22 protein-coding genes are annotated in these 22573 nt (G+C 59.0%); 6 read left to right on the top strand and 16 right to left on the bottom strand.

Going from position 1 to position 22573, the window contains the following annotated elements; translation table 11 throughout:
• Window positions 1-32 precede the first annotated feature (32 nt).
• The 4 genes from NQF87_RS02400 (at window position 33) to NQF87_RS02415 (ending at window position 3775) form a co-directional block, all read left to right on the top strand.
• Complete coding sequence (locus NQF87_RS02400; protein WP_266126820.1) at window positions 33-1313, top strand: 3-deoxy-D-manno-octulosonic acid transferase; 1281 nt, start codon at window positions 33-35, stop codon at window positions 1311-1313.
• Window positions 1310-2296, top strand: coding sequence for a tetraacyldisaccharide 4'-kinase (gene lpxK, locus NQF87_RS02405; protein ID WP_266126821.1), 987 nt, complete (start codon window positions 1310-1312; stop codon window positions 2294-2296). Before NQF87_RS02400 ends, lpxK begins: the two co-directional genes overlap by 4 nt.
• A 6-nt stretch (window positions 2297-2302) precedes the next feature.
• Window positions 2303-3208 (top strand): lysophospholipid acyltransferase family protein, encoded by a 906-nt coding sequence (locus NQF87_RS02410; RefSeq protein WP_266126822.1) that lies wholly within the window; start codon window positions 2303-2305, stop codon window positions 3206-3208.
• A gap of 168 nt (window positions 3209-3376) precedes the next feature.
• Window positions 3377-3775, top strand: a complete 399-nt coding sequence (locus NQF87_RS02415) for a hypothetical protein (protein ID WP_266126823.1) — start codon at window positions 3377-3379, stop codon at window positions 3773-3775.
• Window positions 3776-3849: 74 nt separating this feature from the next.
• Here NQF87_RS02415 and NQF87_RS02420 read toward each other — a convergent pair whose 3' ends face one another.
• Window positions 3850-5190 carry a penicillin-binding protein activator gene (locus tag NQF87_RS02420; RefSeq protein ID WP_266126824.1) on the bottom strand — a complete coding sequence of 447 codons (1341 nt, stop codon included), beginning with the start codon at window positions 5188-5190 and terminating at the stop codon, window positions 3850-3852.
• Between the two features lie 203 nt (window positions 5191-5393).
• On the opposite strand from NQF87_RS02420, the gene rsmI reads away from it, so the two are divergent.
• Window positions 5394-6230, top strand: a complete 837-nt coding sequence (rsmI, locus tag NQF87_RS02425; RefSeq protein ID WP_323670705.1) for a 16S rRNA (cytidine(1402)-2'-O)-methyltransferase — start codon at window positions 5394-5396, stop codon at window positions 6228-6230.
• Here rsmI and NQF87_RS02430 read toward each other — a convergent pair.
• The 3 genes from NQF87_RS02430 to NQF87_RS02440 form a co-directional block, all read right to left on the bottom strand.
• Window positions 6227-6853: a LolA family protein gene (locus NQF87_RS02430; RefSeq protein WP_266126826.1), complete on the bottom strand. Its 627-nt coding sequence runs from the start codon at window positions 6851-6853 to the stop codon at window positions 6227-6229. The genes rsmI and NQF87_RS02430 overlap by 4 nt on opposite strands.
• On the bottom strand, window positions 6853-8253 hold the full coding sequence (locus NQF87_RS02435; RefSeq protein ID WP_266126827.1) for a glutamate--cysteine ligase: 1401 nt from the start codon (window positions 8251-8253) through the stop codon (window positions 6853-6855). The genes NQF87_RS02430 and NQF87_RS02435 overlap by 1 nt, the downstream gene beginning before the upstream one ends.
• A gap of 141 nt (window positions 8254-8394) precedes the next feature.
• A complete protein-coding gene (locus NQF87_RS02440) occupies window positions 8395-9111 on the bottom strand; it encodes a 16S rRNA (uracil(1498)-N(3))-methyltransferase (RefSeq protein WP_266126828.1) in 717 nt (238 codons plus the stop codon).
• Between the two features lie 88 nt (window positions 9112-9199).
• On the opposite strand from NQF87_RS02440, the gene ubiA reads away from it, so the two are divergent.
• Window positions 9200-10117, top strand: a complete 918-nt coding sequence (ubiA, locus tag NQF87_RS02445; RefSeq protein WP_266126829.1) for a 4-hydroxybenzoate octaprenyltransferase — start codon at window positions 9200-9202, stop codon at window positions 10115-10117.
• A gap of 78 nt (window positions 10118-10195) precedes the next feature.
• Here the strand turns inward: ubiA and NQF87_RS02450 are convergent, their stop codons facing one another.
• The 12 genes from NQF87_RS02450 to NQF87_RS02505 form a co-directional block, all read right to left on the bottom strand.
• The gene (locus NQF87_RS02450; RefSeq protein WP_266126830.1) at window positions 10196-11593 is read right to left on the bottom strand and encodes an MFS transporter; all 1398 of its coding nucleotides are present in this window, start codon (window positions 11591-11593) and stop codon (window positions 10196-10198) included.
• A gap of 1 nt (window position 11594) precedes the next feature.
• Window positions 11595-13028 carry a sugar porter family MFS transporter gene (locus NQF87_RS02455; RefSeq protein ID WP_266126831.1) on the bottom strand — a complete coding sequence of 478 codons (1434 nt, stop codon included), beginning with the start codon at window positions 13026-13028 and terminating at the stop codon, window positions 11595-11597.
• Window positions 13029-13112: 84 nt separating this feature from the next.
• Window positions 13113-14480, bottom strand: coding sequence for a ribosome biogenesis GTPase Der (gene der, locus NQF87_RS02460; protein ID WP_266126832.1), 1368 nt, complete (start codon window positions 14478-14480; stop codon window positions 13113-13115).
• Window positions 14473-15858, bottom strand: coding sequence for a PQQ-binding-like beta-propeller repeat protein (locus NQF87_RS02465; RefSeq protein WP_407651992.1), 1386 nt, complete (start codon window positions 15856-15858; stop codon window positions 14473-14475). Before NQF87_RS02465 ends, der begins: the two co-directional genes overlap by 8 nt.
• Before the next feature lie 20 nt (window positions 15859-15878).
• Window positions 15879-16571 carry a hypothetical protein gene (locus tag NQF87_RS02470; protein ID WP_266126834.1) on the bottom strand — a complete coding sequence of 231 codons (693 nt, stop codon included), beginning with the start codon at window positions 16569-16571 and terminating at the stop codon, window positions 15879-15881.
• Window positions 16572-16740: 169 nt separating this feature from the next.
• On the bottom strand, window positions 16741-18063 hold the full coding sequence (locus tag NQF87_RS02475) for a dihydroorotase (protein ID WP_266126835.1): 1323 nt from the start codon (window positions 18061-18063) through the stop codon (window positions 16741-16743).
• Between the two features lie 51 nt (window positions 18064-18114).
• Complete coding sequence (locus tag NQF87_RS02480; RefSeq protein ID WP_266126836.1) at window positions 18115-19020, bottom strand: glycosyltransferase family 9 protein; 906 nt, start codon at window positions 19018-19020, stop codon at window positions 18115-18117.
• Window positions 19017-19712, bottom strand: coding sequence for a DNA polymerase III subunit epsilon (gene dnaQ, locus NQF87_RS02485; protein ID WP_266126837.1), 696 nt, complete (start codon window positions 19710-19712; stop codon window positions 19017-19019). The genes NQF87_RS02480 and dnaQ overlap by 4 nt, the downstream gene beginning before the upstream one ends.
• Window position 19713: 1 nt before the next feature.
• Window positions 19714-20328: a dephospho-CoA kinase gene (gene coaE, locus NQF87_RS02490; protein ID WP_266126838.1), complete on the bottom strand. Its 615-nt coding sequence runs from the start codon at window positions 20326-20328 to the stop codon at window positions 19714-19716.
• 24 nt (window positions 20329-20352) lie between these two features.
• Complete coding sequence (locus NQF87_RS02495) at window positions 20353-21195, bottom strand: shikimate dehydrogenase (RefSeq protein WP_266126839.1); 843 nt, start codon at window positions 21193-21195, stop codon at window positions 20353-20355.
• 2 nt (window positions 21196-21197) lie between these two features.
• Entirely contained in the window at window positions 21198-21986 is a 789-nt protein-coding gene (locus tag NQF87_RS02500) for an N-formylglutamate amidohydrolase (RefSeq protein ID WP_407651993.1), read from the bottom strand.
• 12 nt (window positions 21987-21998) lie between these two features.
• Window positions 21999-22571, bottom strand: coding sequence for a TlpA disulfide reductase family protein (locus NQF87_RS02505; protein ID WP_266126841.1), 573 nt, complete (start codon window positions 22569-22571; stop codon window positions 21999-22001).
• Window positions 22572-22573: the final 2 nt, after the last annotated feature.

The raw sequence follows: 22573 nt of genomic DNA on the forward strand, positions 1-22573 counted from the left end.
AAAATACGTCACAGGGTCAAACAGGACATTCAATGCGCTCCTTTCCACCTTCCGGCTCTTCACCTGATCCCGTTCTCTGGCTCTGGTCCCTGATTGGTCATATCCTCACACCGTGGTTGCACCACCATGCTCATAAAAGAGCACGGCAGGGTAAGGAAATACGCTCACGTCTCCCCGAACGCTTCGGCATTCCCGGTGCGGACAGGCCACCCACGGATAAACCACTTGTCTGGTTTCATGCTGCCAGTGTGGGAGAAAGTCTCTGCGTCCTTCCTGTTGCTGAACAGCTTCTCAAAGACTGCCCAGAACTGACCATTCTCATGACAACGGCAACACTGACGGGAGCGCAGACAGTCACATCTCATTCTGCCACCGGGACGGGACGTCTGATACATCAGCTCATCCCCTATGATGCTCCCCATCTTCTCAGACGCTTCCTCACATACTGGCAGCCTCTCGGCCTTGTCCTGACGGAAAGTGAACTCTGGCCGGGCCTTCTCTGTCTGTGTCAGCGGACGCAGTTACCAGTCATGCTGCTGAATGGCCGTCTGTCTCCCCGTTCTGCAGCACGCTGGCGGCTGGCTGCACCTCTCTTACGTCACCTCATGCGTCCCCTCTGCTGGATCATGCCCCGCAGCACGGAAGACGCACGTTCTTTTTCCCGATTCGGAGTAGGTCACCGTCTTCTTTCTCCCGCTGACCTCAAGGAAGATTCACCACCACTTCCCGCCGATGAAACAGAAGTCGCATTTCTGCGTCAGAAAATCGGGCATCGGTCTGTTTTCGTGGCTGCCTCCACACATCCCGGAGAGGAAGAAATCATTGTAGAGGCAGTCCGGCAGGCCCGAGAAACACGACCAGATTTGCTGACCATCATCATTCCCCGCCACCCGGAACGTGGTATGGTACTGGCCAGTCAGTATCATGCACCACAGCGTTCCCGAAGGCAGATGCCTGCCCCCGAGGATACTCTCTGGATCATTGATACTCTGGGGGAGCTTGGCCTTTTTTTCCGGCTGGCTGACCGTGTCCTCATCGGCAATTCTCTCTGCCTTCCTGGTGGAGGGCATAACCCTCTTGAGTCATTGCGTTTCCAGTGCCCCACAGCCATCGGTCCTTACATGCAGAACTGGGCTGATCTCTGTACCCGTCATGCTGCGTCTTTACATCGTATTGAAAATGTGAATTCGCTTGTTCGATGGCTTCTTGTGCCTTGTTTTTTCAAATCGCAATTTTTGTATAAGAATTATGCCATCTCGAAAGCGGTTCGCCATATTAAAGACACAGTTCTGCCCAATAAGGCGCATGCATGAAACTGACTGCACCCTCCTTCTGGCAGACCCCTACCCCAACCATGTTATCCAATCTTCTGCTCCCTTTCAGCAGAGTAACTGGTTATGTAGGGCGACGACGGCAGAGCCAGCCTTCCCTGAAACTTCCCGTTCCTGTTCTCTGCTGTGGTAACATCACCGTTGGCGGAACGGGCAAAACACCTCTTGTCCTCCATCTGCTTCAGCAACTGATAAAGCGTGGCCGTACACCTCATGCCATTACCCGTGGCTATGGCGGTCTCTCCCGGAAAACCGGACTGATACGGCCGGATCAGGACAGGGCCATTGATGTCGGGGATGAAACCATATTACTGGCCCATCTCGCCCCGACATGGCGAGGACCAGACCGCCGGGCCAACGCTCTCCAGGCCATCGCTGCAGGAGCAGACTGCCTGATTCTGGATGATGGTCTCCAGGACCCTGCCCTGCACAAGGACCTGGCCATTCTGACCGTTGATGGCCCGGTAGGACTGGGAAACCAGCGTCTCCTTCCGGCTGGCCCGCTGCGTGAATCATTGGCCGACGCACTGCCGCGCCTTCATGCCGTTGCCATTCTTGGGGAAGACCAGCAGCACATCGCTGCACAGTTACCCCCGGACATACCCCTGCTGAAAGGAAGCCTGTCTCCCGGCCCCGGCATCAGAAAGCTGCGTGGCCATCAGATCATCGCTTTTGCCGGTATTGGCCGTCCGCAAAAATTCTTTTCCACCCTTCAGGAAGCGGGCCTCACCCTGCTGCGTACCCTGACTTTTCCTGACCACCATATCTATTCAGATCGGGAGCTGAGACAGCTGGCCCAGCTCGCTCATGCACCGGACACCAAACTGGTCACAACGGAAAAAGATTACATCAAACTGCCACCAATCTTCCAGAATTTCGTGGTCAGTCTTGATGTCGAACCCCGCTGGGTCAACCCAGCTCTGGTCAACAGCCTCCTGGACCGCTTTCTGAATGCGAACTCATAACGCCTCATGAAACATCATCTTGAAGCATGGGTTCTGCAAGGGTGTCTCTGGTGTGCTGGAAAGCTGCCTGCTTCCCTGTCTTCCCGCATGGGCGGAGCCATCGCCCGCCATATTGGCGTCTTTCTGCCGTCATCCCGCATTGCGGACCTCAACCTGCAACGGGCTTTTCCAGCACTGAGCAAACAGGACCGTCAGAGAATCATCCAAGGCTGCTGGAACAATATCGGCTCCACTCTGGCAGAACTTCCTCACCTTCCGGCTCTTCCCTCACACCCCAAAAATGGACCGGGCTGGCATGTCCTAAACGAAGATCTGCTACATCAGGCCCGCCAGAGCGGCCGACCTGTGATCTTTTTCTCAGGACATCTGGGCAACTGGGAACTCATGCCCCTGATCGTAGCCCGTTATGGCCTGGGCTTCTCCCCCTTCTACCGTGCCCCCAACAATCCACTGGTGGATCAGCTGCTCTGCACTATACGTCGGAAAATTGCAGGTGTACCCATGTCCTTCTTTCCCAAAGGACGACAGGGCGCACGGGATGCAGTTCGCCATCTTGCCAGAGGAGGGCATCTGGGCGTTCTGGGCGACCAGAAAATGAATGACGGCATCGAAGTATCCTTCTTCGGGTACCCCACCATGACAGCCCCGGCCGCTGCCGCCTTGGCCCTGCGCTTCAATGCCCTGATCGTCACAGGATATGTCTGGCGGGAAGGCCCTGCACGCCTTGTCCTGGACGTCACCACCTGCATCGACCCACAGGAAATGACCAGCTCTTCCCGCCACGAGATGATTCACTGCCTGACCCAGAAACTGAGTGATGAACTTGAAGGATGGATTACGAAACGCCCGGAAAACTGGCTCTGGCTGCACCGGCGATGGGAGAAGCCATATTACCAGCATAAGAAAACGTAAATTTCCCCTAGCCATGCACAGAAAACATGGTAGGATTGCAAAATAGGAACAAGCTCATACCTGCCAAGCCCTCCTGCTCAGCTTTCACATAGTGCGCTTCGGTATTCATGACTTGTTCGGATGGTGACGAAACAGGGCCTGCCCTGTTCCCATGAAGGAGATGCCGACATGGCTCAGAAAGCATTCCGCGTGGCAGATCAGACCACGGTTTCTTCCTCCAGCACGCAGGGCAGCAAGGCGGGTACCGTCATCCCCTTCCGCCAAAAACTTCTTCCCCGTCACCATCGTCACCTTGCCCAGTGGCTCGCTGCCAGCGAACGCATGGGCATACTTGATGCCTCCATTGAAACAGCTTCCGAAAGCACAGGAACAGAATCCTATCTGGTCGTCGTTTGGGTACGGGAAAACGCAGACCCCGCCTACATCATCAGCCTGAATGGGCCTCAGTGGGTTCTTACTGACTGTCTGAGAGATAATGAGCTTGGCCGTTACAGAGACCTTTCCGAGGCCCTCCATACCATCCGCCCAGTTCTCCCTCTCCATCGGCCTGAAATAGCGTCTCTCTAAATTTTTCTTTACACTCCACTGAAAAAGCCCACCTGAAGAAAACAGGTGGGCTTTTTTCATGTGCCACTGTCCTGTCAGGGAACAGCTGGAACTGGAGACTTTACAGCAGCCGAGCGGACATGTCGGGCCGGAGACCACACGGCAACATCAGAAGACCCTACTGCTGTCGTAGATGACACCCCCCGTCCCGAAACAGGAGACAGTGTGGAAAGGGATACTGAGGATGTGAGATCACGAGATGCCGGTACGATCATCTGACTGCCACCTCCTGGTGCAATCTGATAGATGGCCAGAGCCCGAATCAGACGACCATCCGAACGCAGGTGAAACAGTCCATTAACACCGACATACCCCTTGGGCTGGGTAAGCGTAGCCACATCAAGCTTGTTCTGACGGATCAAGGCACCAGCAAGAGCCGCCGCATCATAGGCAAAATCAGCTACGGGCGAAGGTCTCTGATGATAGACATTCTGATAGCTCTGGACATAACCGCTACGCTGCTTTTCATCAAAAGCCACATACCAGGCCCCTCGCAGATCACCCAGCTTGCCATCAAAGGAACGCCAGAGCATCGGACCAAGAATGCGGACCTGAGGAACAAGAACCTGATCATTCTTCAGGGCCGCAATCACCCGCGCCAGCTCCAGCCCGGTATCACCAAGAAGCAGGGCATCAAACGGTGGAGGACTGGCCGCATCACCCGATGCACCATTCCCGGATGACTGTCCCTGTGCGTCTGTCTGCGTGGCTGTTCCCCCCGCATCATCATTCTCAGCCATCGGATCGGCAGCTGAAGGACCATCCCCTGCTGCCTGTGACGGCGGAACAGAAGGAGAAACCGGCCTGCGACTCAGCTGAGCCATTTTCTGCGTGATGTCATCAATGTCACTGCTGTGAAAAACAACCTGCGGCACTTCAAGTCCCGCTTCCTGACAGGCCAGCGTCAGGCCTTCCCCCATGGAGTGACCCAGAGCCGTATCTGGCAGAAAGGCTGCAAAACGTTTCCGGCCATCCAGCCGGGCCGCATCCACGAGACGACGGACCTGCTGTTCCGGCGTCAGCCCCATGACCCAGACACCGGGCCTTGCCTGAGTCCCGTCACTGGTGAAGGCCAGCTCCGGCACGCCTGCCGGCTGCAGAACAGACGAGATGGCCTGCGTATCCCCTGTCGTGAGAGGTCCAAGCACGATCCTGTCCCCGGCATCCAGTGCCTGCTGTGCGGCATGAGCCGGGCCATCAGGCTGGGCACTGTCGAAAATATCCATGGGCGGAGCCTGCGTTTCAGGCAGGGCAAGACGGGCGGCATCTCTCATGCGCTGACCAATGGCCGCATGAGGCCCGCTGAGCGGCACAATCAGCCCCACACGTGCCGGCTTCTCCACGGGCGCAGGGGCAGACACCTGTGGCGTCATCATGTCTTCGTGACCGCTCCCTCCAGAACAGGCCCCCAGAAAAAGGAAAATGCCCGCCGCCAGTGCGGTCTGGCCGTTTCCTCTCTTGCCGTGCCCCTGCCTCCCACGGCTATAAGGGCCAGAGCGGCTCATTGAGGATAGCGATGTCTGAGAAACCATATACTCCCCCCGATCACGGAACGTCTCCTTCTTCTACCGGGCAGCTCATGCTGGTGGCAACGCCTGTCGGCAATCTTGCCGATATCAGCCAACGTGCCCTGGATGCCCTGCGGGCGGCCGATGCCATCCTGTGCGAAGACACCCGTGTCACCACAAAACTTCTACGGCATTATGGCATCAGCAACCAGCTCATTCCGCTGCATGATCACAATGAGCAGGACAGAACCCCATCCCTGATTGACCGCCTGCACCAGGGGCAGCGTCTTGCACTGGTATCAGATGCCGGCACGCCCATCGTTTCGGACCCCGGCTACCGGCTCGTCCGGGCAGCGCAGGACGAACATATTGCCATTACCTCCCTGCCAGGGGCCAACGCCGCCGTCACGGCCCTGACCCTCTCGGGCCTGCCTCCCATCCCCTTCATGTTTCTCGGGTTCCCACCACGGGGAGAGGCACGCCGTCAGCATTTCGCTGCCCTACGTGCGGTTGAACAGGCCGGTCTTGCCGCCACGCTCATCTGGTATGAATCCCCCCACCGCCTGCTGGAAACACTGAAGACGCAGGAGCAGGTTTTCGGAGCCGATCGACCCGCTGCTGTTGGCCGGGAACTGACAAAAAATTTTGAAGAAATGGTCCGGGGCACCGTCGCCGAACTGATCGCCCATTTTGAGGAAACTCCCCCCCGAGGGGAAATCACTCTGCTGCTCAGTCCTCCCGCTGAAGAAGACACCGGAGCACAGGAACTAGACCAGGTCCTGCAGGATGCCCTGAAAAACCACTCCGTCAAGGATGCTGCCGCTCTGGTAGCAGGCATCGTCAACCTGCCCAAGCGCACGGTCTATAACCGGGCACTTGAGCTGGCCAGACAGAACAGGACTGATTAATCTTCATCCTTGGGCAGGATGAAACTGTCCTCGGAGACACTGATCCCTGTCTGGATATTGGAGAAGTGCACGACCGTTCTATGCCCCTGGGCATCCAGCACCGTCCAGCCTTTCAGGCTGAGCGGATGTGTGGAGAAGAACAGTGTCATTTCTCCCTCTCCCGGATTCTCAGTCCTCGTCACACGCAGCTCTATCTCACTACCGTGCTGCTCATACCCTAGAATGGACACATCCCCTGAAAAACGGGGATCAGGCCGCAGGAGAAGACCAAGCGGCGTATGGTCAAGCGGAATCGTGGTGATCTGACCGATACTCCGGTCCTGGAACACGACTTTCCCCTCATTGGCAACAAGCAGAAGCGGGCTTGGCGGATCATAGGAAAAACGCATCTTCCCCGGCCGTTCCAGCAGAACCGTACCGGTTGACCGTCCATCCTGCTCCGTCACCTGTTCGAAGCGGGCCTGGAAATTTTTCGTATCGGCAAGACTGGATTCAATCCTGTGCACCCAGACCTGCTGGGCAGATGTCAGGCTGGCGGCCGCCACAGCCTGAGGCCCCGACATGACGGTTCCACCGAAAGCAAGAGCCAGACCACAGGCCATGACGGCACGCCGTAACATCATCACCTCACTCCTCCCTGAAGGACAATGTCCGCTTCCCGGAAAATATGCCGCACGTCTTCCTTCCAGACGCCGTGATAGCGTTCCAGCCACCGTTCCGCCTGCGTCTTTGCGCCATCGGCAATCTCATAGAGCGGGGCAAGGTAATATTCCTCACCAAAACCACGCTTCTGGAGGCCCTGCTCGGACAGTTCCAGAACACGCTTTGCCAGAGCACGAAGGCCACCAGGGAATGGTGCATCCATGGCCTGCTCCACCACCAGCTCCGCCAGAGACTGATAATGCAGCCAGGACTGTTCCTTCACGACACGCTCCACCTCAAGCAGCACATCAGGATCGTAAAGCAGCCCCACCCAGAAGGCGGACTGTGCCACCATCATGTCAGGCCGCCCTGCATCCGCACCACGCATTTCCAGAAACTGCTTGAGGCGGACATCCGGGAAGAGGGTTGTCAGATGATCTTCAAAATCGCCAACTGTCGGACGCAGACCGACGAGAGGCTCCTGTTCCACGCCATCCAGCCATTTCCGGAAGGAGCAGCCCGCCGCATCAATGTTCCGCCCATCCCGATGGACAAAATACATTGGAACATCCAGTGCCCAGTCCACATACTGCTCAAACCCGAAGCCTTCCTCAAAGAATAGCGTCGGCTGGCCACTGCGCTGGTTATCCGTATCCAGCCAGATGTAAGCCCGGTTGGACAGACGCCCCGTCGGTCTGCCATCAGCAAAAGGTGAATTTGCCATCAGGGCCGTAATGAGCGGCTGAAGGGCGAGGGACACCCGCATCTTGCGGGCCATGTCATCCTCACTGGAGAAATCCAGATTCACCTGCACCGTGCAGGTACGGGTCATCATGTCCAGCCCGCGCCGTCCCACTTTGGGCATGTAACGGCGCATGATGGCGTAACGGCTCTTGGGCATCCACGGTATGGAATCACGCTCCCAGAGCGGCTGGAACCCAAGCGGAGCAAAACCCAGACCAAGCTCCCGTGCAGGCTCCGTGATCTGCTGGAAATGGGCAATCATCTCCTGCTCGGTTTCCTGCACCGTCCGGACCGGCGCACCAGACAGCTCAAACTGACCGGCAGGTTCCAGAGAAATGGACCTCCCCTTGTGCGGCCCCGCACCCTTCAGGCCGATCAGATGCCCATTGTCACGAATGGCCTGCCAGTCCGGCCCTTCCAGGGCACCAAGCAGGGCACCGATCCCCTCCGGCTCATAGGCCGGTGGGGCAAACGGCTTCAGCTTCCCCCTGGCCCGCTCTGGCAGACGAAAACCGAATTTCTCATGCTCCGTCCCGATACGCCATTCTTCCTGCGGCTTGCAGCCACGGGCCAGCACATCAACAAGCTGTGCCCTGTTTTCAATCAGTGTCGTGTTGCTCTCACCTGGATTGGACATTCACAAAACCTTACCGGCTAAATTCCACCATAAAACATGCCGCAGGACGCTCAGACTGTCCGTAAGCCAGATGCTCTATAGTAGGGGGCGTATTTGTCTTCATTCAAGGGAGCATCACACATTCATGTGCCTCCCGGTCTTTCATGTGCCCTGACGGGCCGCTCCCATCTGCGCCAGAGCGGCACAGGCAGCCGTGTCCGCCCGCAGGATGCGTGGCCCCAAAGAGAAGGGCTGCACAGCCTCATGCCGGGCAAGGCGGGTCACCTCTTCCTCTGAAAAACCACCTTCAGGGCCAATCAGCAGGGCATCACAGTCACCGGGTGCCCCACCCTGACCCTGACGCTCCAGCGCGACTGCCAGTCTGCGCCGCACAGGCCAGCGGGCCAGAACGGCCGCCAGAGGCTCAAGCGGCATGAGTGCAGGAACATCCAGCCGCTCACACTGTTCGGCGGCTTCCTGTGCGATGAGACCCAGACGTTCAAGATTCAGGCGATGCGTGTTGGTCCGGGCTGTCAGGACTGGACGGAACCGTGTGACGCCCAGTTCCGTTCCCATGCGGATGACCAGCTCCGTGGCATCACGCTTGAGGGGAGCAAACAGCAGCTCCACGCCTTCCGTTTCCTGCTGGGGCCTCAGGCAGGAAGACAGACGCACCGTGGCACGGTTCTTCTGCACTTCCTCGAGGGTTGCCTGCCACTCGCCATCACGACCATTGAAGAGCACGACATCATCGCCCCTCTGGAGACGCATGACCTTGCCCAGATAATGGGCCTGCCCGGCAGGCAAAGGAATGACCTCTCCTTCCTTCCAGAGGAATGATTCATCAATGACAAAAAGACGGGGATCTGTACGGCTCATGATTCGGGCATACCGCTTTCATCAGTCACTTTCCAGCAGCTGTGATAAAATATTGACCTCAGCCCGTTTCTGTCCAATCACTCGCCCCATGTCCCAGATGCCCCCTCATACAGACATCCGCAAGAATGGCCTTGTTGGCCGCCTGAAAGAACCGTGGCGTTCCTACGCCCTGCTGGCACGGCTGGACCGGCCTGTCGGCACGTGGCTGCTCCTGCTCCCCGGCGTGTTCGGAATCTTTCTGGCTGACAGCAGAACATCATTGAAGCAGCGTCTGGTCTATACGGCCCTGTTCGCCATCGGATCACTTCTCATGCGTTCCGCAGGATGTGTCATCAATGACATATGGGATCGCAACATTGACGCCCAGGTCTCCCGTACAGCCGGTCGGCCGCTCGCCAGCGGTGCCCTCAGCCTGAAGCAGGGGCTAGGCCTTCTTGCCATCCTGCTGCTGGGCGGACTGGCCGTCCTGCTCTCCCTGCCTCCCCTCTGCTGGGCACTTGCCCCGCTGGCCATGCTGCTGGTCGCCCTCTACCCGGTCGCCAAACGGCTGACATGGTGGCCCCAGCTCGTCATGGGCTTCACCTTCGGTTGCGGGGCACCAATGGGTTATGCGGCCAGCCAGCAGGCCGTCACCCTGACAGGCCTCCTTCTCTATGCTGGCGTCATTGTCTGGCAGCTCGGTTTTGACACCATCTACGGCTTTCAGGACATGGAAGATGATGCCCGCATAGGCGTAAAATCCACCTCCCGACTGATGCTGCGCCACGCCCGCCTTTTTATCGGTCTTTGCTATACTGCTGCACTCGGCCTGTTTGCCCTGTCTGCCCTGAAAGCTGACCTGCAGCCCCTCTTCTGGCCCCCATTCCTGCTGGCCTGTCTGATTCTGGTCCGTCAGACGATGCGTCTTTCCCCTCACGATGCGCCACTCTGTCTGCATTTCTTCCGACAGAATGTGCCGGTCGGCATGATTCTTGCCGTCGCCTTCATTCTTGGACGCATGACCTGATCCACATGGCTCATAGAAAAAGCCCCCTGTGGTTCTTCCTCCACAGGGGGCTTTTTCTGTCAGTCAGACTGGCCGAATTTACGCCACCCTGGCTGGGCGATTCCTCAGAAGCGTCCGTCCCGCACTCAGGGCAGCACCACAGAACGCCACGAAAGCCGCCGCCCCAAGACAGATGAACGCCGGATGAGGGAACAGGGTAAACAGACCCGCTACAAGAAGCGCACCCGTCGTCTGACCAGAAAGACGGGCCACGGAGAGCATACCGCTTGCCCCTCCTTCCCGTCCCGGAGGAGCCGTCACCATGATGGCCCTGTTGTTGGGCGGCTGGAAAAAGCCAAACCCCATGCCAGCTACGAGAGTCCGCCATGCAATAGCCATATTACTGGCATCTAGTGGCAGAGTGCAGAGGAGTATGAACCCTGTACAGGTTACCAGCAATCCGATGGATGACAGCAGGGAAGCCGGGAAACGGTCAGCGATTTTACCTACCGTGAAAGACATCACGGCCACGCCCACAGCCCAGGGAGCAATCAGCAGCCCGACTGTTGCCGGATTCTTGTGAAAGGCAATGGCCAGCGTAAAGGGCATGGCCACAATATAGAGATTGGATGCCACGAAACCGCAGAAGCTGACCAGACAGGCCACAAGAAACGGAACCCGTTTGAGCAGGTCCAGCGGCACGATGGGTTCCTGCCGCTTTTTCTGCCAACGCAGCAGAAACCACCAGCTGACAAGGCTCCAGCCTGTCAGGCCAGCTCCCCAGCCCAGATCACCATGCATGAGGCTGTCAAGGCCTATCCCCAGCAGGGCAAAAGACGCAACCGTCAGGAGAGAACCGGGAACATCCGTCTTCACCGCGCTGCGGGGCGTCTTTGGCAGTGCCTTGCTGGCCAGAAGAATGGCCACGCCACCCAATGGCAGATTGATCCAGAAAATCCACGGCCATGACGAAATGGAGAGGATGAACGATCCGATAGTCGGCCCCAGAGCTACACCCAGTCCGATGAACAGCCCATTCAGCGCAATGCCCTTGCCGATGAGCTTATGCGGGTAGATGAAACGCACGAGCGCAATATTGACACTCATGATGCAGGAGCTGCCCACGCCCTGCAACGCACGGGCCAGTGTCAGTTCCAGCATGTTCTGGGACATGGCACAGGCCACGGACGCTATGAGAAACAGGACAATACCCAGCTGACTCATCCGCCCGAAACCGACACGGGCGCCAATGGCCGCCAGTGGCAGAAGACAAGCCAGATTGGCCAGCTGGTAGGCATTGATGACCCAGATCGCCTGCGAAGCAGGAGAATGGAGGTCCGTTGCGATTGTCGGCAGAGCGACATTCGCAACGGAGTAATCCAGAATCGAGAGCATCAATGCCAGGATGACAGATGACATCGCCTTGAAGCGTTGCATCCCGTAAAGGCCTGCGTGCCTCTCCGGGTCGTATTCACCCTCCAGGCTTGGATCTGCCATCTTACTGCCCATTGTTTTCCGGTTCTCCCAGATTGCGCAGGGGAACCCCTGCAAAAAGGTTTGTCTCAATCCGTTCCAGCGAGGCCCCCTTCGTCTCCGGCACAAAGCCCAGAGTGATGAGAACGAACAGGCCGTTGAAAGCGGCAAACAGGATGAAGGTCCAGGACGCCCCCATGGCCAGCATCATCAGCGGGAAAATGCTGGAGATGACCCAGTTGGCAACCCAGTTCGTCACGGTGGAACAGCCGATCCCGAAATCACGGCCACGCGTCGGCTGAACCTCCGAACACAAGGCCCAGACAAGCGGCCCCTCACCAATGGCAAAGCCCGCCACGAAAAGCAGAATCAGGCCACAGAGCAGAATGGCCGCGGTCAGGCTGGCACCACCAACAGCCAGCACGATACCGACACCGAGGAGAGAGGCTCCCACGATGACACAGCTCGTCAGCAGCAGCGGGCGACGCCCCCAGCGATCAGCATATTTGATGGCCACGCCGGTGAAGACCATGTTGGTCAGCCCGACCAGAGTCGTCGCCCATACGGCCGCATTGGTACCAAAATGCGCCGCCTCGAATACGCGCGGGGCGTAATAGAGCAGTGCATTGATTCCACTCAGCTGCTGCATGACCTGCAACACGATGCCCAGAAAAACGGAGCGACGGAAATTCGGATTGCTACGGAACAGCCCATAACCGGCATCACTGCTTTTTGAGAGACGGTCATGAATGTCGGCAAGTTCCGCCTCTGCCACCTCTTCATCAGTACGCAGAATACGGAGGACCTTGCGGGCACGGTCCCTGTCACCCCGCATCATGAGCCAGCGCGGGCTATGCGGAAGGATCAGGACCACGATCAGGAACAGGGCCGCCGGAACGGCCATGACGCCAAGCATCCAACGCCAGTGCCCCCCTGCTGACAGGAGACTGTCAGAAATGAAGGCCAGGAAAATACCGAGGGAAACCATCAGCTGATAGAAGGAGATCATGGCTCCACGGGCGGATTCCACCGTGATCTCGGAAATATAGAGGGGGGCTGCAAAAGCGGCGACCCCCACGGCCAGCCCCAGCAGGACACGCCCGACAATCAGCAGGGCCGCCCCTGGTGCAAAAGCACAGAAAAGCGTGCCGACCAGAAACAGGACACCAGCCCCCAGCATGGCCCCCGGACGCCCGAACGAGACGGAAATACGCCCCGCAAACATGGCCCCGACTGCGGCACCAGCCATCATGGATGAAACGATCCAGCCCTGAAGGACCGCACTCGCATGAAAGTCACCGGCAATAAACGGCAGAGCACCGGCAACAACACCTGTATCCAACCCGAACATCAGCCCAGAAAGAGCTGCAAGAATTCCCAGAACCGTGGCCCGCCCCGTCGCCTTCTGCGACGATGACGCCCCACCCTCACGTCTGGATGCCGGCGTTACTCCTACCATGATCACTCCTTACCCATAATCTTCAACGCCCTCCGGCGCAGGTTGCCAAAGAATATGGACTTTATGGCTCCAGTTTCAAATGATTTACCGATCGTCGTTCTTCACAAAAGGATTACGGCTTCCCCGCAGCAGCAGCCTGATCGGCGTACCCGGCAGATGGAACGTCTCCCGCAACCCATTTATGAGGTAACGTTTATAACTGTCCGGCAACTGCTCCGCTCTCGTACCGAACAGGACGAAAGTTGGCGGACGGCTCTTTGCCTGCGTCATGTAACGCAGTTTCAGCCTGCGCCCATCCACCAATGGTGGCTGATGACGCTCCACGGCTTCTTCAAACCAGCGGTTCAGGTCGCTTGTGCCCACACGGGCATTCCAGACCTCGCTGGCCCGACGGACAGCAGGCAGAAGACGGTGCAGCCCTTCACCCGTCAGGGCCGAGAAAGTCACGACCTCAATGCCACGCATCTGGGCCAGGGAAATCTCGATACGATCAGAAATCGCCTTGCGGGTCGCCTGACGTTCCTTGACGGCATCCCATTTATTCAGGGCCAGAACACAGGCCCGCCCTTCCCTCTCGATCAGACGGGCGATCTGGAGGTCCTGCTCATCAACGCCACGGTCTGAATCCAGCACCAGCACGACCACTTCGGCCATTTTCATGGCCTCAATGGAAGCAGAGACGGACACTCGCTCCAGCCCTTCCTGAACACGGGCACGTTTCCGCATCCCGGCCGTATCGACGATCTCGATGGGACCAGCGTCATCTTCCAGCATGACACTGACAGCATCCCGTGTCAGCCCGGCTTCCGGACCGGTAATCATCCGTTCCTCACCAAGAAGGCTGTTCAGAAGGGTCGATTTTCCGGCATTCGGACGCCCGATGATGGCGATACGCAGCGGCTTGTCGCCATCCTGCTCGGCAAGCGTCTCTTCATCGGGCAGGAGACTGACGATTTCTCCCATAAGATCGGCCAGCCCCTCGCCATGCTCGGCTGACATGGCCAGAGGAGTGCCCAGCCCCAGAGAATAGGCCTCCATGGCCGCTTCGGCTCCAGCCCGCCCTTCCGCCTTGTTGGCAACAAGAAGAACAGGCCGGTTCTGACGCCGCAGCCAGTTGGCGAAATGGGCATCCGCTGGTGTGATCCCTGATCGTGCATCCACACAGAAAACGACCAGATCAGCCTGCGCAATCCCCTGCTCGGAAGAGGCCCGCATCCGCCCGAAAAGCGTCTCCGGAGCTGCTTCTTCAAGACCAGCCGTGTCCACCAGCCGCACACGGCGGCCACGCAGCAAGGCCATACCATCCTTGCGGTCACGCGTCACTCCCGGCTGATCCGAAACGATCGCCTGACGTCGTCCGACCAGCCGGTTGAAGATGGTGGACTTCCCCACATTGGGACGCCCTGCAATGACGACGACTGGCAGCCTGCCCATCACAGCAGAATCAACCATAAGCGCGGAGAACACCATCTTCACTCAGGACAAGCAGCTGCCCGTCACAGACAATTGGCTGCACCTGACAGGAAGACGGCGTCTCGATCTGCCCTTCCTCCTGACCTGTCTGGGCATTCACGATCACCATACCACCACGCTCCATGCTAGAGAGACAGACCAGCTTGTTATTCAGCATAATCGGCCCCATCCACTGAATGGGTCCCTTTTCGTGCTCCGGTTTCCTGTAGCGTGCCAGCTGCCTGACCCAGCGTACCTGGCCCGTTACACGGTCGAGACAGGCCAGCTGCTGGTCCAGAGAAATGAGGTACATCCACTCACCACAGATGCAGAGCGGCGACTGGCCACTGACCTCACGTTCCCACAGGCGACGGCCGGAGCGCATGTCAATGGCAACAAGCACACGGGACAGGGAAATGGCATAGGCCGTTCCCCCCACAACCACGGGGCCACCACGCACGCAGGCAAAGTCCAGCATGGCCCCCAGCCCGTTACCGCCCCCAAGGCTGTCACTCCAGACAACCTCACCAGATGCAGCACGCAGGGCCACGAGATCACCGCTGCCAAAACCGGCTACCACGATGCCATTGACAATGGCCGGGGCACCCGCACCAAACATGCTCGTATTGACATCGGTTGCCTGATAGGTCCAACGCTGCTGGCCTGTAGCCGCATCCACGGCATAGAGGCGGGCATCAATGGTCGTGAAGACCATCAGACCATCCACGATGGTCGGAGCGGAACGGCCCGGCGTACCAATGTCAATGGCCCATTTTTTCCGGCCCGTGGCAGCATCCAGCGCAAGGGCCTGCGCCACGCCATCCACGACATACAGCGTGTCACCCACCAGAGCGATGCCACCACCAAGATTGGTGGAGCGTGTCTTGCGGGCCGGTTGAAAATGCCAGAGCGGGCTGCGCCCCGGCCAGCTCCATGCCCGGATGAGACCTTCTGCATCCACCGTGAACATGCGGCCATTACCAATCACCGGTGTAGCCTGTAGGGCACCCTTCCGGTTCGGCACGAACGCCACGAAAGACAGCCAGCCCACACGGTTCACACCAGAACCGACGGACTCACTCCACAGTTCCTTCGTACCACTCCAGGCAGCGTTGACGGACTCATGAGAGGCCACACGCCCCTCCTGTGTCCACTCACTCACAGGCCGCACGGCTGGCAGGGTAACAGGAGCCATGTCATGCGTATCCACGGTCAGGCCGGCACCTGTGGACAGCACGTCAATACGACGCCCCGGCAGGACAGTCTTCTTGGGATCATCCGAGAAAGCGTCACAGCCTGCGAGACCGGTCAGGGCAGCAAAAGAGCAGGCCCCCCTGAGAAGGGCACGGCGGGATGGTCCCACGGGTTTATCCTCCATGACTGAAGAAAAACGATGGTTCATCCGGCCTCTCCCAAAGTCTGTAACAGCATTCCGACCCGCTGTCGCAGTTCATCCGTGCTGTCAGGTGATGTCTGAACGTCCAGCAGAAGGCGACGTGCTTCTGCGTGATCCGCCTGCGTTGAATCCGCCGTCAGGTCCAGCACGGCCAGCCCCTCCTTGGCCAGAGGAGTCCAGCTTCCCCCCTGCTGCACCAGTTCCTGATAGCCACGACGCAGCTCATCCTTCGGGGCGGTGCCCATGCGGGCATTCAGCAGACAATAATGCGCCATCATCCGCAGAGAGCCGTCAAAAGCCCTGTCATCAGCCACCTGCTGCCACAGTTTCAGGGCTGCCTGACGGTCATGATCCTGCTCCTTCAGCTCGGCAAGATACATGGCCGCATAGCTGCGCACCCCCTGCGGTGCAGACTGGGCCAGAGCTGAGAAAATACCCTCAGCTTTCTGCCGCTCATCGGCCGAAGCAGGTGTCGTGCCATCCGGTCCAACCAGAAGATGCATGGCCTCAAAATAACGGTCTGAAGCCTCTGCCTGTGCTACATGGAGCCGGTGCTGCTGCCAGCCCCAGACCCCACCGGCAATGCCTGCCACCACCAGCACGACTGCAAGAACCACACCCATGCGAAGAGCCATGGACCTGAGCCGCAGCAGACGCTGCTCCTCTTCCACTTCCCTGATCAAATCGTCTGCCACGCCATATCCTTGCTGGACCAGTCATGAGAATAAGGACACCCCTATAGCATGACGGAACGGCAACAAACATCCTTCATCACAAAAATTCCACGCTCCCCATCAGCCAGCATCAGGGGCATGAGACTGGAAAGGATGCTTCATTTTCTGAAACACCCTCCCCTCTCATCCTTCAGGGCTGGAAGCTGATGGGCCGCCCCACATTGCGGGTGACGATTTCATCATCCTGCATCACGACCTGCCCCCGGACGATGGTCCCTACAGGCCAGCCCGTGACAGTCTTGCCATCATAAGGTGTCCAGCCCGCAGGGGAGGCAATCCAGTCATTGGTGATGGTCCGCTGTTTCTTCATGTCCACAAGAGTGATGTCGGCATCAAACCCGACAGCCAGACGCCCCTTGTTGGGCAGCCCATAGACACGGGCAGGGCCAGCAGCCATCACATCCACCAGACGGGTCAGGCACAGACGCCCCGCATTGACGTGATCCAGCATCAGCGGAACGATCGTCTGCACACCCGTCAAACCGGACGGACATTCCAGCCACGGCAGCTCCTTGGCCTCTTTGGGATGAGGGGCATGGTCGGACGACACCACATCGACACGTCCGTCACGCAGGGCCGCCCAGCCTGCTTCAAAATGACGGCGTTCATTCCGCAACGGGGGGTTCATCACGGCCTTGCCACCCAGACGCTCGTAACATTCCGGCCCTTCATTGGTCAGATGGTTGACCAGCACCTCCACCGTGGCATGGCGGCGGTTTTCACCCAAAAGGATGAACTCTTCTTCCGTCGAAACATGCAGGATATTGATGGGACGCCCCGTCTTGCGAGACAGGGCCAGAATACGCTGCGTCCCCCGGATGGCACATTCGGCATCCCGCCATTCAGCATGACAGTGGTAAGGCTGCCCCGGCTCGAACAGCTTCCGCCGCTCCCGCAGGCGGTATTCATCTTCCGAATGGAAGGACACACGGCGATGGCCGGAGCGCAGAACAGCCTCAATTCCCTCGTCATCCTCAATCATGAGGTCGCCGGTAGAGGACCCGGCAAATACCTTGACACCGCAGACGCCTTCTTCCTGCTCAAACTCGGCCAGAAGAGGCGTATTCTCACGGGTCGCACCGATATACATGGCGACATCAATGTTTGCCGTCTCCACGATATGCTGACGCTTCCAGTCCAGCATCTTCTTGCTCGTGATGGTCGGACTGGTATTCGGCATGTCGAAAACAGACGTGATGCCCCCCAGAGCCGCCGCACGGGTGCCTGTTTCCAGCGTTTCCGCCTCCGGCTTGCCGGGATCACGCAGATGCACGTGGGAATCGATCAAACCGGGCAGAACATGCAGCCCAGTGGCATCAATGACACGATCCGCCTCATCGTGGGCAGAGACGGACAATGACGCAATCCGCTGGTCCCGGATGCCAATATCAGCCTGTGCCTCCCCCCACGGAAATATACAGCGTCCATTACGGATTATGAGATCAAAATGCATGATGCCTCCCTGAAAAATCTGCCATCGTTCTCTCACAGTGGTGACTGATTCTTACCGCTCTCCTGAGCGTTCATAAAGAGAGAGGGTGGCCTGACAGACATCTTCCGCCTTCAGGTCCTCCATTGCCCCTGCCCCCGGCGGACCGGGAGCCTCAAGCACCTCTGCCCAGCGGCCTGAAGGAGCATATTGCGCCGCATGGCTGGGACCGAACAGCCCCAGTGTTGGCACATCCAGTGCCGCAGACAGGTGCATCAGCCCCGAATCACTCCCTACAAACAGAGAGCATCGGGCCAGAAGAGCCGCCACCTGCGCCAGTGTATACCGTCCCCCCATATCCAGAGCGTCCGGCATGGCCGCTCGTGCAGGAGCGGCCAGCCTGTCTTCACGCTCACTAGGCCCATAAAACAGGACCGGATGCAGTCCGTACCTCTCCAGCCGTTCGGCAAGGGCAGCAAAGGCCGCAGCAGGCCAGATTTTCATTTCCGTTCCCGCTGTCGGAGCCAGAGCCACCCAGCGGACCTCACCGGGCAGAAGACGAGCCGCCTCTTCCTGCTCCTCCTGCCCCAGCCAGACATGAGGGCGACAGAGCTGCTCCAGCCCCAGAGAGCGGGCCTGCTGCTCCAGCTTCAACCCCGGCTGTCTGCCCCCTCTGACAACATGCCGGACGTGGCTCCAGAGCGCATAGGCCAGAGGTGATGACCGCAGATCGACCACAGCCTCCCAGCGATACCGCACAACCTGCCACCACAAAGCCAGCCAGTGCCGGTTATGAGATTTTTTTTCCACCACGATGATGCGTTCACACCGTGGCATGTGACGGAACAGGTCCTGCACGGCCGGACCACAGGCAATGGTGAACCGAGCCTGCGGGTAACGCTTCATCAGCCCGGCCAAGGCCCCCATGCCAATCACGGCATCACCGAGACGATGCGCCGTGATGAAGAGGACCCGCTTCACTCCTGCAACCAGATCGGGTCGGACAGGCCTTTCAGAAATTCAGCATGGCGGGCCAGAGTGGCCTCATCCGGTGGGGGCATGGGGCGTGCCCTGCGGCCCGTCACGGCCCTGCGCTTCCTCGTCCCACCAGAGGCAGATGACTGCTGCCGGTCACTGCCCAGCCCGAGGCCACGCTGCCGCCCGCCAATCAGTTCCACATACACATCGGCCAGCAGGCGGCAGTCCAGCAGGGCATTGTGAGTGCCACGCTCGGAAAGGTCGATCCCGAAACGGCGGCAGAGAGCGTCCAGATTGGCGGGCATACCGGGGAATTTCTTCCGGGCCATGATGACGGTATCAATGGCACGGCTGTCATAATCCAGCGGTGTCCGCCCTGCCCACTTCAGCTCTGCATTGATGAATTTGAAGTCAAACGGCGCATTATGGGCAATCATCTTCCCGTCACCGATGAAGGCCAGAAACTCATCAGCGATGTCAGCAAAGAGAGGTTTCCCCTCAAGGTCCGCCAGCGTGAAACCGTGAACCTTCGTGGCCTCGGGCGGAATGTCCCGTTCGGGATTCACCAGCACATGAAAATAATTCCCTGTCCGCAGGTCATTCACCAACTCCAGGGCGGCAATCTCGATCACCCTGTCCCCGGTATCCGGGTCCAGCCCTGTTGTTTCGGTATCAAAGAGAATGGAGCGGGTCATGTCATCTTCTTTCACGCATCTGCCGCAGGGAGGCCAGAAGGGCATGGACCTGACGGGCCGCATGGGCACGGGACAGGCCCGTTTCTATCACGATATCGGCCCGACGTCGCCTTTCCCGGTCCGGCATCTGCCGGGCCAGCAGGGCCTCTGCATCCGCTGCACTCATCCGGCCACCTCTCCTGTAACGCTGCTGGATACGGGACAGACGGACAGACAGCGGCGCTACCGCCACCATGACGAACGTACAGTCCCGGTCCGCCCCGGTTTCCCACAGAAGGGGGATGTCCAGAACACAAAGCGGCACCTGACGGGACCGACAGCGTTTCAGAAAGGCCTGCCTCTCCTGCCTGACAAGCGGATGGATGATGGCTTCCAGCCGGGGCAGGACTGTTGAATCGGCAGCAATCAGACGGCGCAAAGCCGCCCTGTCCAGCACACCATCATGCACGGTGCCGGGAAAAGCCTTCCGCAGGGCCGGGACCGCCCGCCCATGAGGGGCCTGAAGCTGACGGACGCAGGCATCCGCATCGAAAACCGGCACACCGGCCTTGCGGAACAGTAACGCCACCGTACTCTTTCCCGCCGCCATGCCACCGGTCAGCCCCAGAACCTTCACGGACAGGCCCCGATCATCACATTGTCAGGAAAGACCATGCCGGGCGAGGTCCTGTGCCAGAAGGTCAAAACTGGCTTCATCAGCGTCCGGCAACACACCAAACCATGCCTGAAACCCGGCCCTTGCCTGACAGATCAGCATTCCCAGCCCATCCACGGTGCGAAAACCCCGCTCCTGTGCGGCTTTCAGCAGAGATGTCTGCCGTGGCGTATAGACGATGTCCGCCACACCCAACCCAGCCTGTCCCGCCTGCAATAGAGCGGGCCAGTCCACATCCCCACGCCCCCCCATGCCCAGCGATGTCGCATTGACAAGCAGATTCATCTCTCCCAGCCGGTCCGGCCACTCTGCCCAGTCCAGAACGGTTCCTGTCCCCAGTGCCTGCACCAGAGCCTCAGCCCGGGCGGCCGTGCGGTTGGAAATGAAGACCTCACAGCCCCGATCCTGCAAGGAGGCGGCCACAGCCCGGGCGGCCCCACCGGCACCCAGAATCAGGGCACGCCCTTCCAACGCCACGTCATGCGCCAGAAGATTGTCGCAGAAGCCGGTCCCATCCGTGCAGTCCCCAATGATCCGCCCCTCTGCAAAACGCAGTATATTGGCCGCCCCAGCCCGACGGGCTGTCTCCGTCAGCTCATCACAGAGGCGGAAAGCCTCTTCCTTATGTGGAATCGTGACATTCACACCCCGGAAACCGGCCGCTACCAGCCCCCTCAGGGCCGTTTCCAGCTGTCCCGGTTCTACCGGCAGAGGAACATAGGCACCATTGATCTGATGCACCCGGCACCAGTGGTTATGCAGCATGGGAGACCGGGAATGTTCCACCGGCCAGCCAATTATCCCGGCCAGTCTGGTTTTTCCATCCATTGTCACATATGATCCTTCCGTTTTTCCCAAAAAAGAGGCAGCAGACGGGCCAGACGCTCCGCCCAGAGACGCTGCCCTGCCTCATCACTGATGAGGTCCTGCCTTATCTCGATCTCAAGAGCCGGCAGATTCCGCCGCCCGGCATGGTACGGCACGCTATATTCATTCTGAACATTCAGGACATAAGGCTGGTTATCCCCCACACAGAGATCACCCTCATCCTCCAGAAGCTCCCGCATCAGTCGAGCCGAATGGGGGTCATGGTCATGCAGAAGGCCGATATGCCACGGACGTGCCTGCCCATCCTGCATGGCGGGCGTAAAACTGTGCAGAGACACGAACAGGGTTTCATCCAGCTTTCTGCGGGCCAGATGGCGTTCTATCTCATCGTGATAGGCATGGAGGATGGCATCTTCCCGCTGCTGCCTCTCTGCGGCTGAAAGACCCTGATTGCCCTGCACCGGCGCACCATCACTGACGGGTGGAATGGAGGTCGGATGACCTGCAGCCCGGTTACAGTCGATCACAAGACGGGAATAGACCTGCTCCACAAGCAGGCAGCCAAGAGCCTGCTGGAGGTGTCTGCCCACCTCCTGGATGCCAATGTCATAAGCGATATGCCGGTCCCATTCATCCCTAGGCAGCCCCAGATCACCTAACTTCTCCGGCACCATCCGACCGGCATGGTCGCTGATCATGACAAAAGGGCTATCCACTACCGCCTGATGGACATGGTAAGGACGGCTCTCATCCTCACCCAGAAAACGGCCTGCCTCATTCTGCTGGCTCATCATGACCTTCCTTCATTCCACCTGGTGAAGAAGGGACCGGACCGTGCCAGCGGCTCCGGTCTCTTTCCAGTCCACACCACCATCGGAAATGGCCCGCACCTGTCCCTGCGCATCAATCAGCAGCGTCATGGGCAGTCCCGGCTCCTGAAGACTCTTCAGGAACGGCTCCACATTCTGGCGGGCCGCTGTCCAGACCGGGAGACCTTCGGCATGGAGACGGGGTAAAGTCGCCTGCACCTGCTCGGGCAGTCCGCTGTCCAGCGCAACGGGAATGACGGGCAGATCAGGATTTTTATCCAGAAATGCTGCCAGTCTGGGCAGTTCTTCCCGACAGGGCGTACACCATGTCGCCCAGAAATGCAGCATATACGGCCTGCCAGCCTGCATGGGCAAGGTCGCTTTCGTCCCTCCCAGCCCCGTGACGGGCAGCATGACGGGAGCGGACAGGGGCGGCTCCGGCTCCAGCTCCTGAAGACTCTGCAAGGCATCGGCCTGCGCATAATTGTGCCACAGGCCCGCAGCCGCTACACTCAGCCAGCCCGCCAGAACGGCGCATGTACGAATCTTTTTCCAGTTTCTGATCATAT

The sequence above is a fragment of the Bombella dulcis genome (genome assembly GCF_026385505.1).
GTDB lineage: Bacteria > Pseudomonadota > Alphaproteobacteria > Acetobacterales > Acetobacteraceae > Bombella > Bombella dulcis.

Excerpts from the sequence above, each read along its gene's own strand:
- NQF87_RS02400 (WP_266126820.1), top strand. The coding sequence starts at position 33 with ATGCGCTCCTTTCCACCTTCCGGCTCTTCACCTGATCCCGTTCTCTGG.
- NQF87_RS02455 (WP_266126831.1), bottom strand. The coding sequence starts at position 13,028 with ATGGTAGGAGTAACGCCGGCATCCAGACGTGAGGGTGGGGCGTCATCG.
- dnaQ (WP_266126837.1), bottom strand. The coding sequence starts at position 19,712 with ATGACCCGCTCCATTCTCTTTGATACCGAAACAACAGGGCTGGACCCG.
- lpxK (WP_266126821.1), top strand. The coding sequence starts at position 1,310 with ATGAAACTGACTGCACCCTCCTTCTGGCAGACCCCTACCCCAACCATG.
- rsmI (WP_323670705.1), top strand. The coding sequence starts at position 5,394 with ATGCTGGTGGCAACGCCTGTCGGCAATCTTGCCGATATCAGCCAACGT.
- der (WP_266126832.1), bottom strand. The coding sequence starts at position 14,480 with ATGGTTGATTCTGCTGTGATGGGCAGGCTGCCAGTCGTCGTCATTGCA.
- NQF87_RS02420 (WP_266126824.1), bottom strand. The coding sequence starts at position 5,190 with ATGATGACGCCACAGGTGTCTGCCCCTGCGCCCGTGGAGAAGCCGGCA.
- NQF87_RS02500 (WP_407651993.1), bottom strand. The coding sequence starts at position 21,986 with ATGAGCCAGCAGAATGAGGCAGGCCGTTTTCTGGGTGAGGATGAGAGC.
- NQF87_RS02415 (WP_266126823.1), top strand. The coding sequence starts at position 3,377 with ATGGCTCAGAAAGCATTCCGCGTGGCAGATCAGACCACGGTTTCTTCC.
- NQF87_RS02450 (WP_266126830.1), bottom strand. The coding sequence starts at position 11,593 with ATGGCAGATCCAAGCCTGGAGGGTGAATACGACCCGGAGAGGCACGCA.
- ubiA (WP_266126829.1), top strand. The coding sequence starts at position 9,200 with ATGTCCCAGATGCCCCCTCATACAGACATCCGCAAGAATGGCCTTGTT.
- NQF87_RS02475 (WP_266126835.1), bottom strand. The coding sequence starts at position 18,063 with ATGCATTTTGATCTCATAATCCGTAATGGACGCTGTATATTTCCGTGG.
- NQF87_RS02505 (WP_266126841.1), bottom strand. The coding sequence starts at position 22,571 with ATGATCAGAAACTGGAAAAAGATTCGTACATGCGCCGTTCTGGCGGGC.
- NQF87_RS02465 (WP_407651992.1), bottom strand. The coding sequence starts at position 15,858 with ATGGAGGATAAACCCGTGGGACCATCCCGCCGTGCCCTTCTCAGGGGG.
- NQF87_RS02495 (WP_266126839.1), bottom strand. The coding sequence starts at position 21,195 with ATGGATGGAAAAACCAGACTGGCCGGGATAATTGGCTGGCCGGTGGAA.
- NQF87_RS02430 (WP_266126826.1), bottom strand. The coding sequence starts at position 6,853 with ATGATGTTACGGCGTGCCGTCATGGCCTGTGGTCTGGCTCTTGCTTTC.
- NQF87_RS02410 (WP_266126822.1), top strand. The coding sequence starts at position 2,303 with ATGAAACATCATCTTGAAGCATGGGTTCTGCAAGGGTGTCTCTGGTGT.
- NQF87_RS02440 (WP_266126828.1), bottom strand. The coding sequence starts at position 9,111 with ATGAGCCGTACAGATCCCCGTCTTTTTGTCATTGATGAATCATTCCTC.
- NQF87_RS02435 (WP_266126827.1), bottom strand. The coding sequence starts at position 8,253 with ATGTCCAATCCAGGTGAGAGCAACACGACACTGATTGAAAACAGGGCA.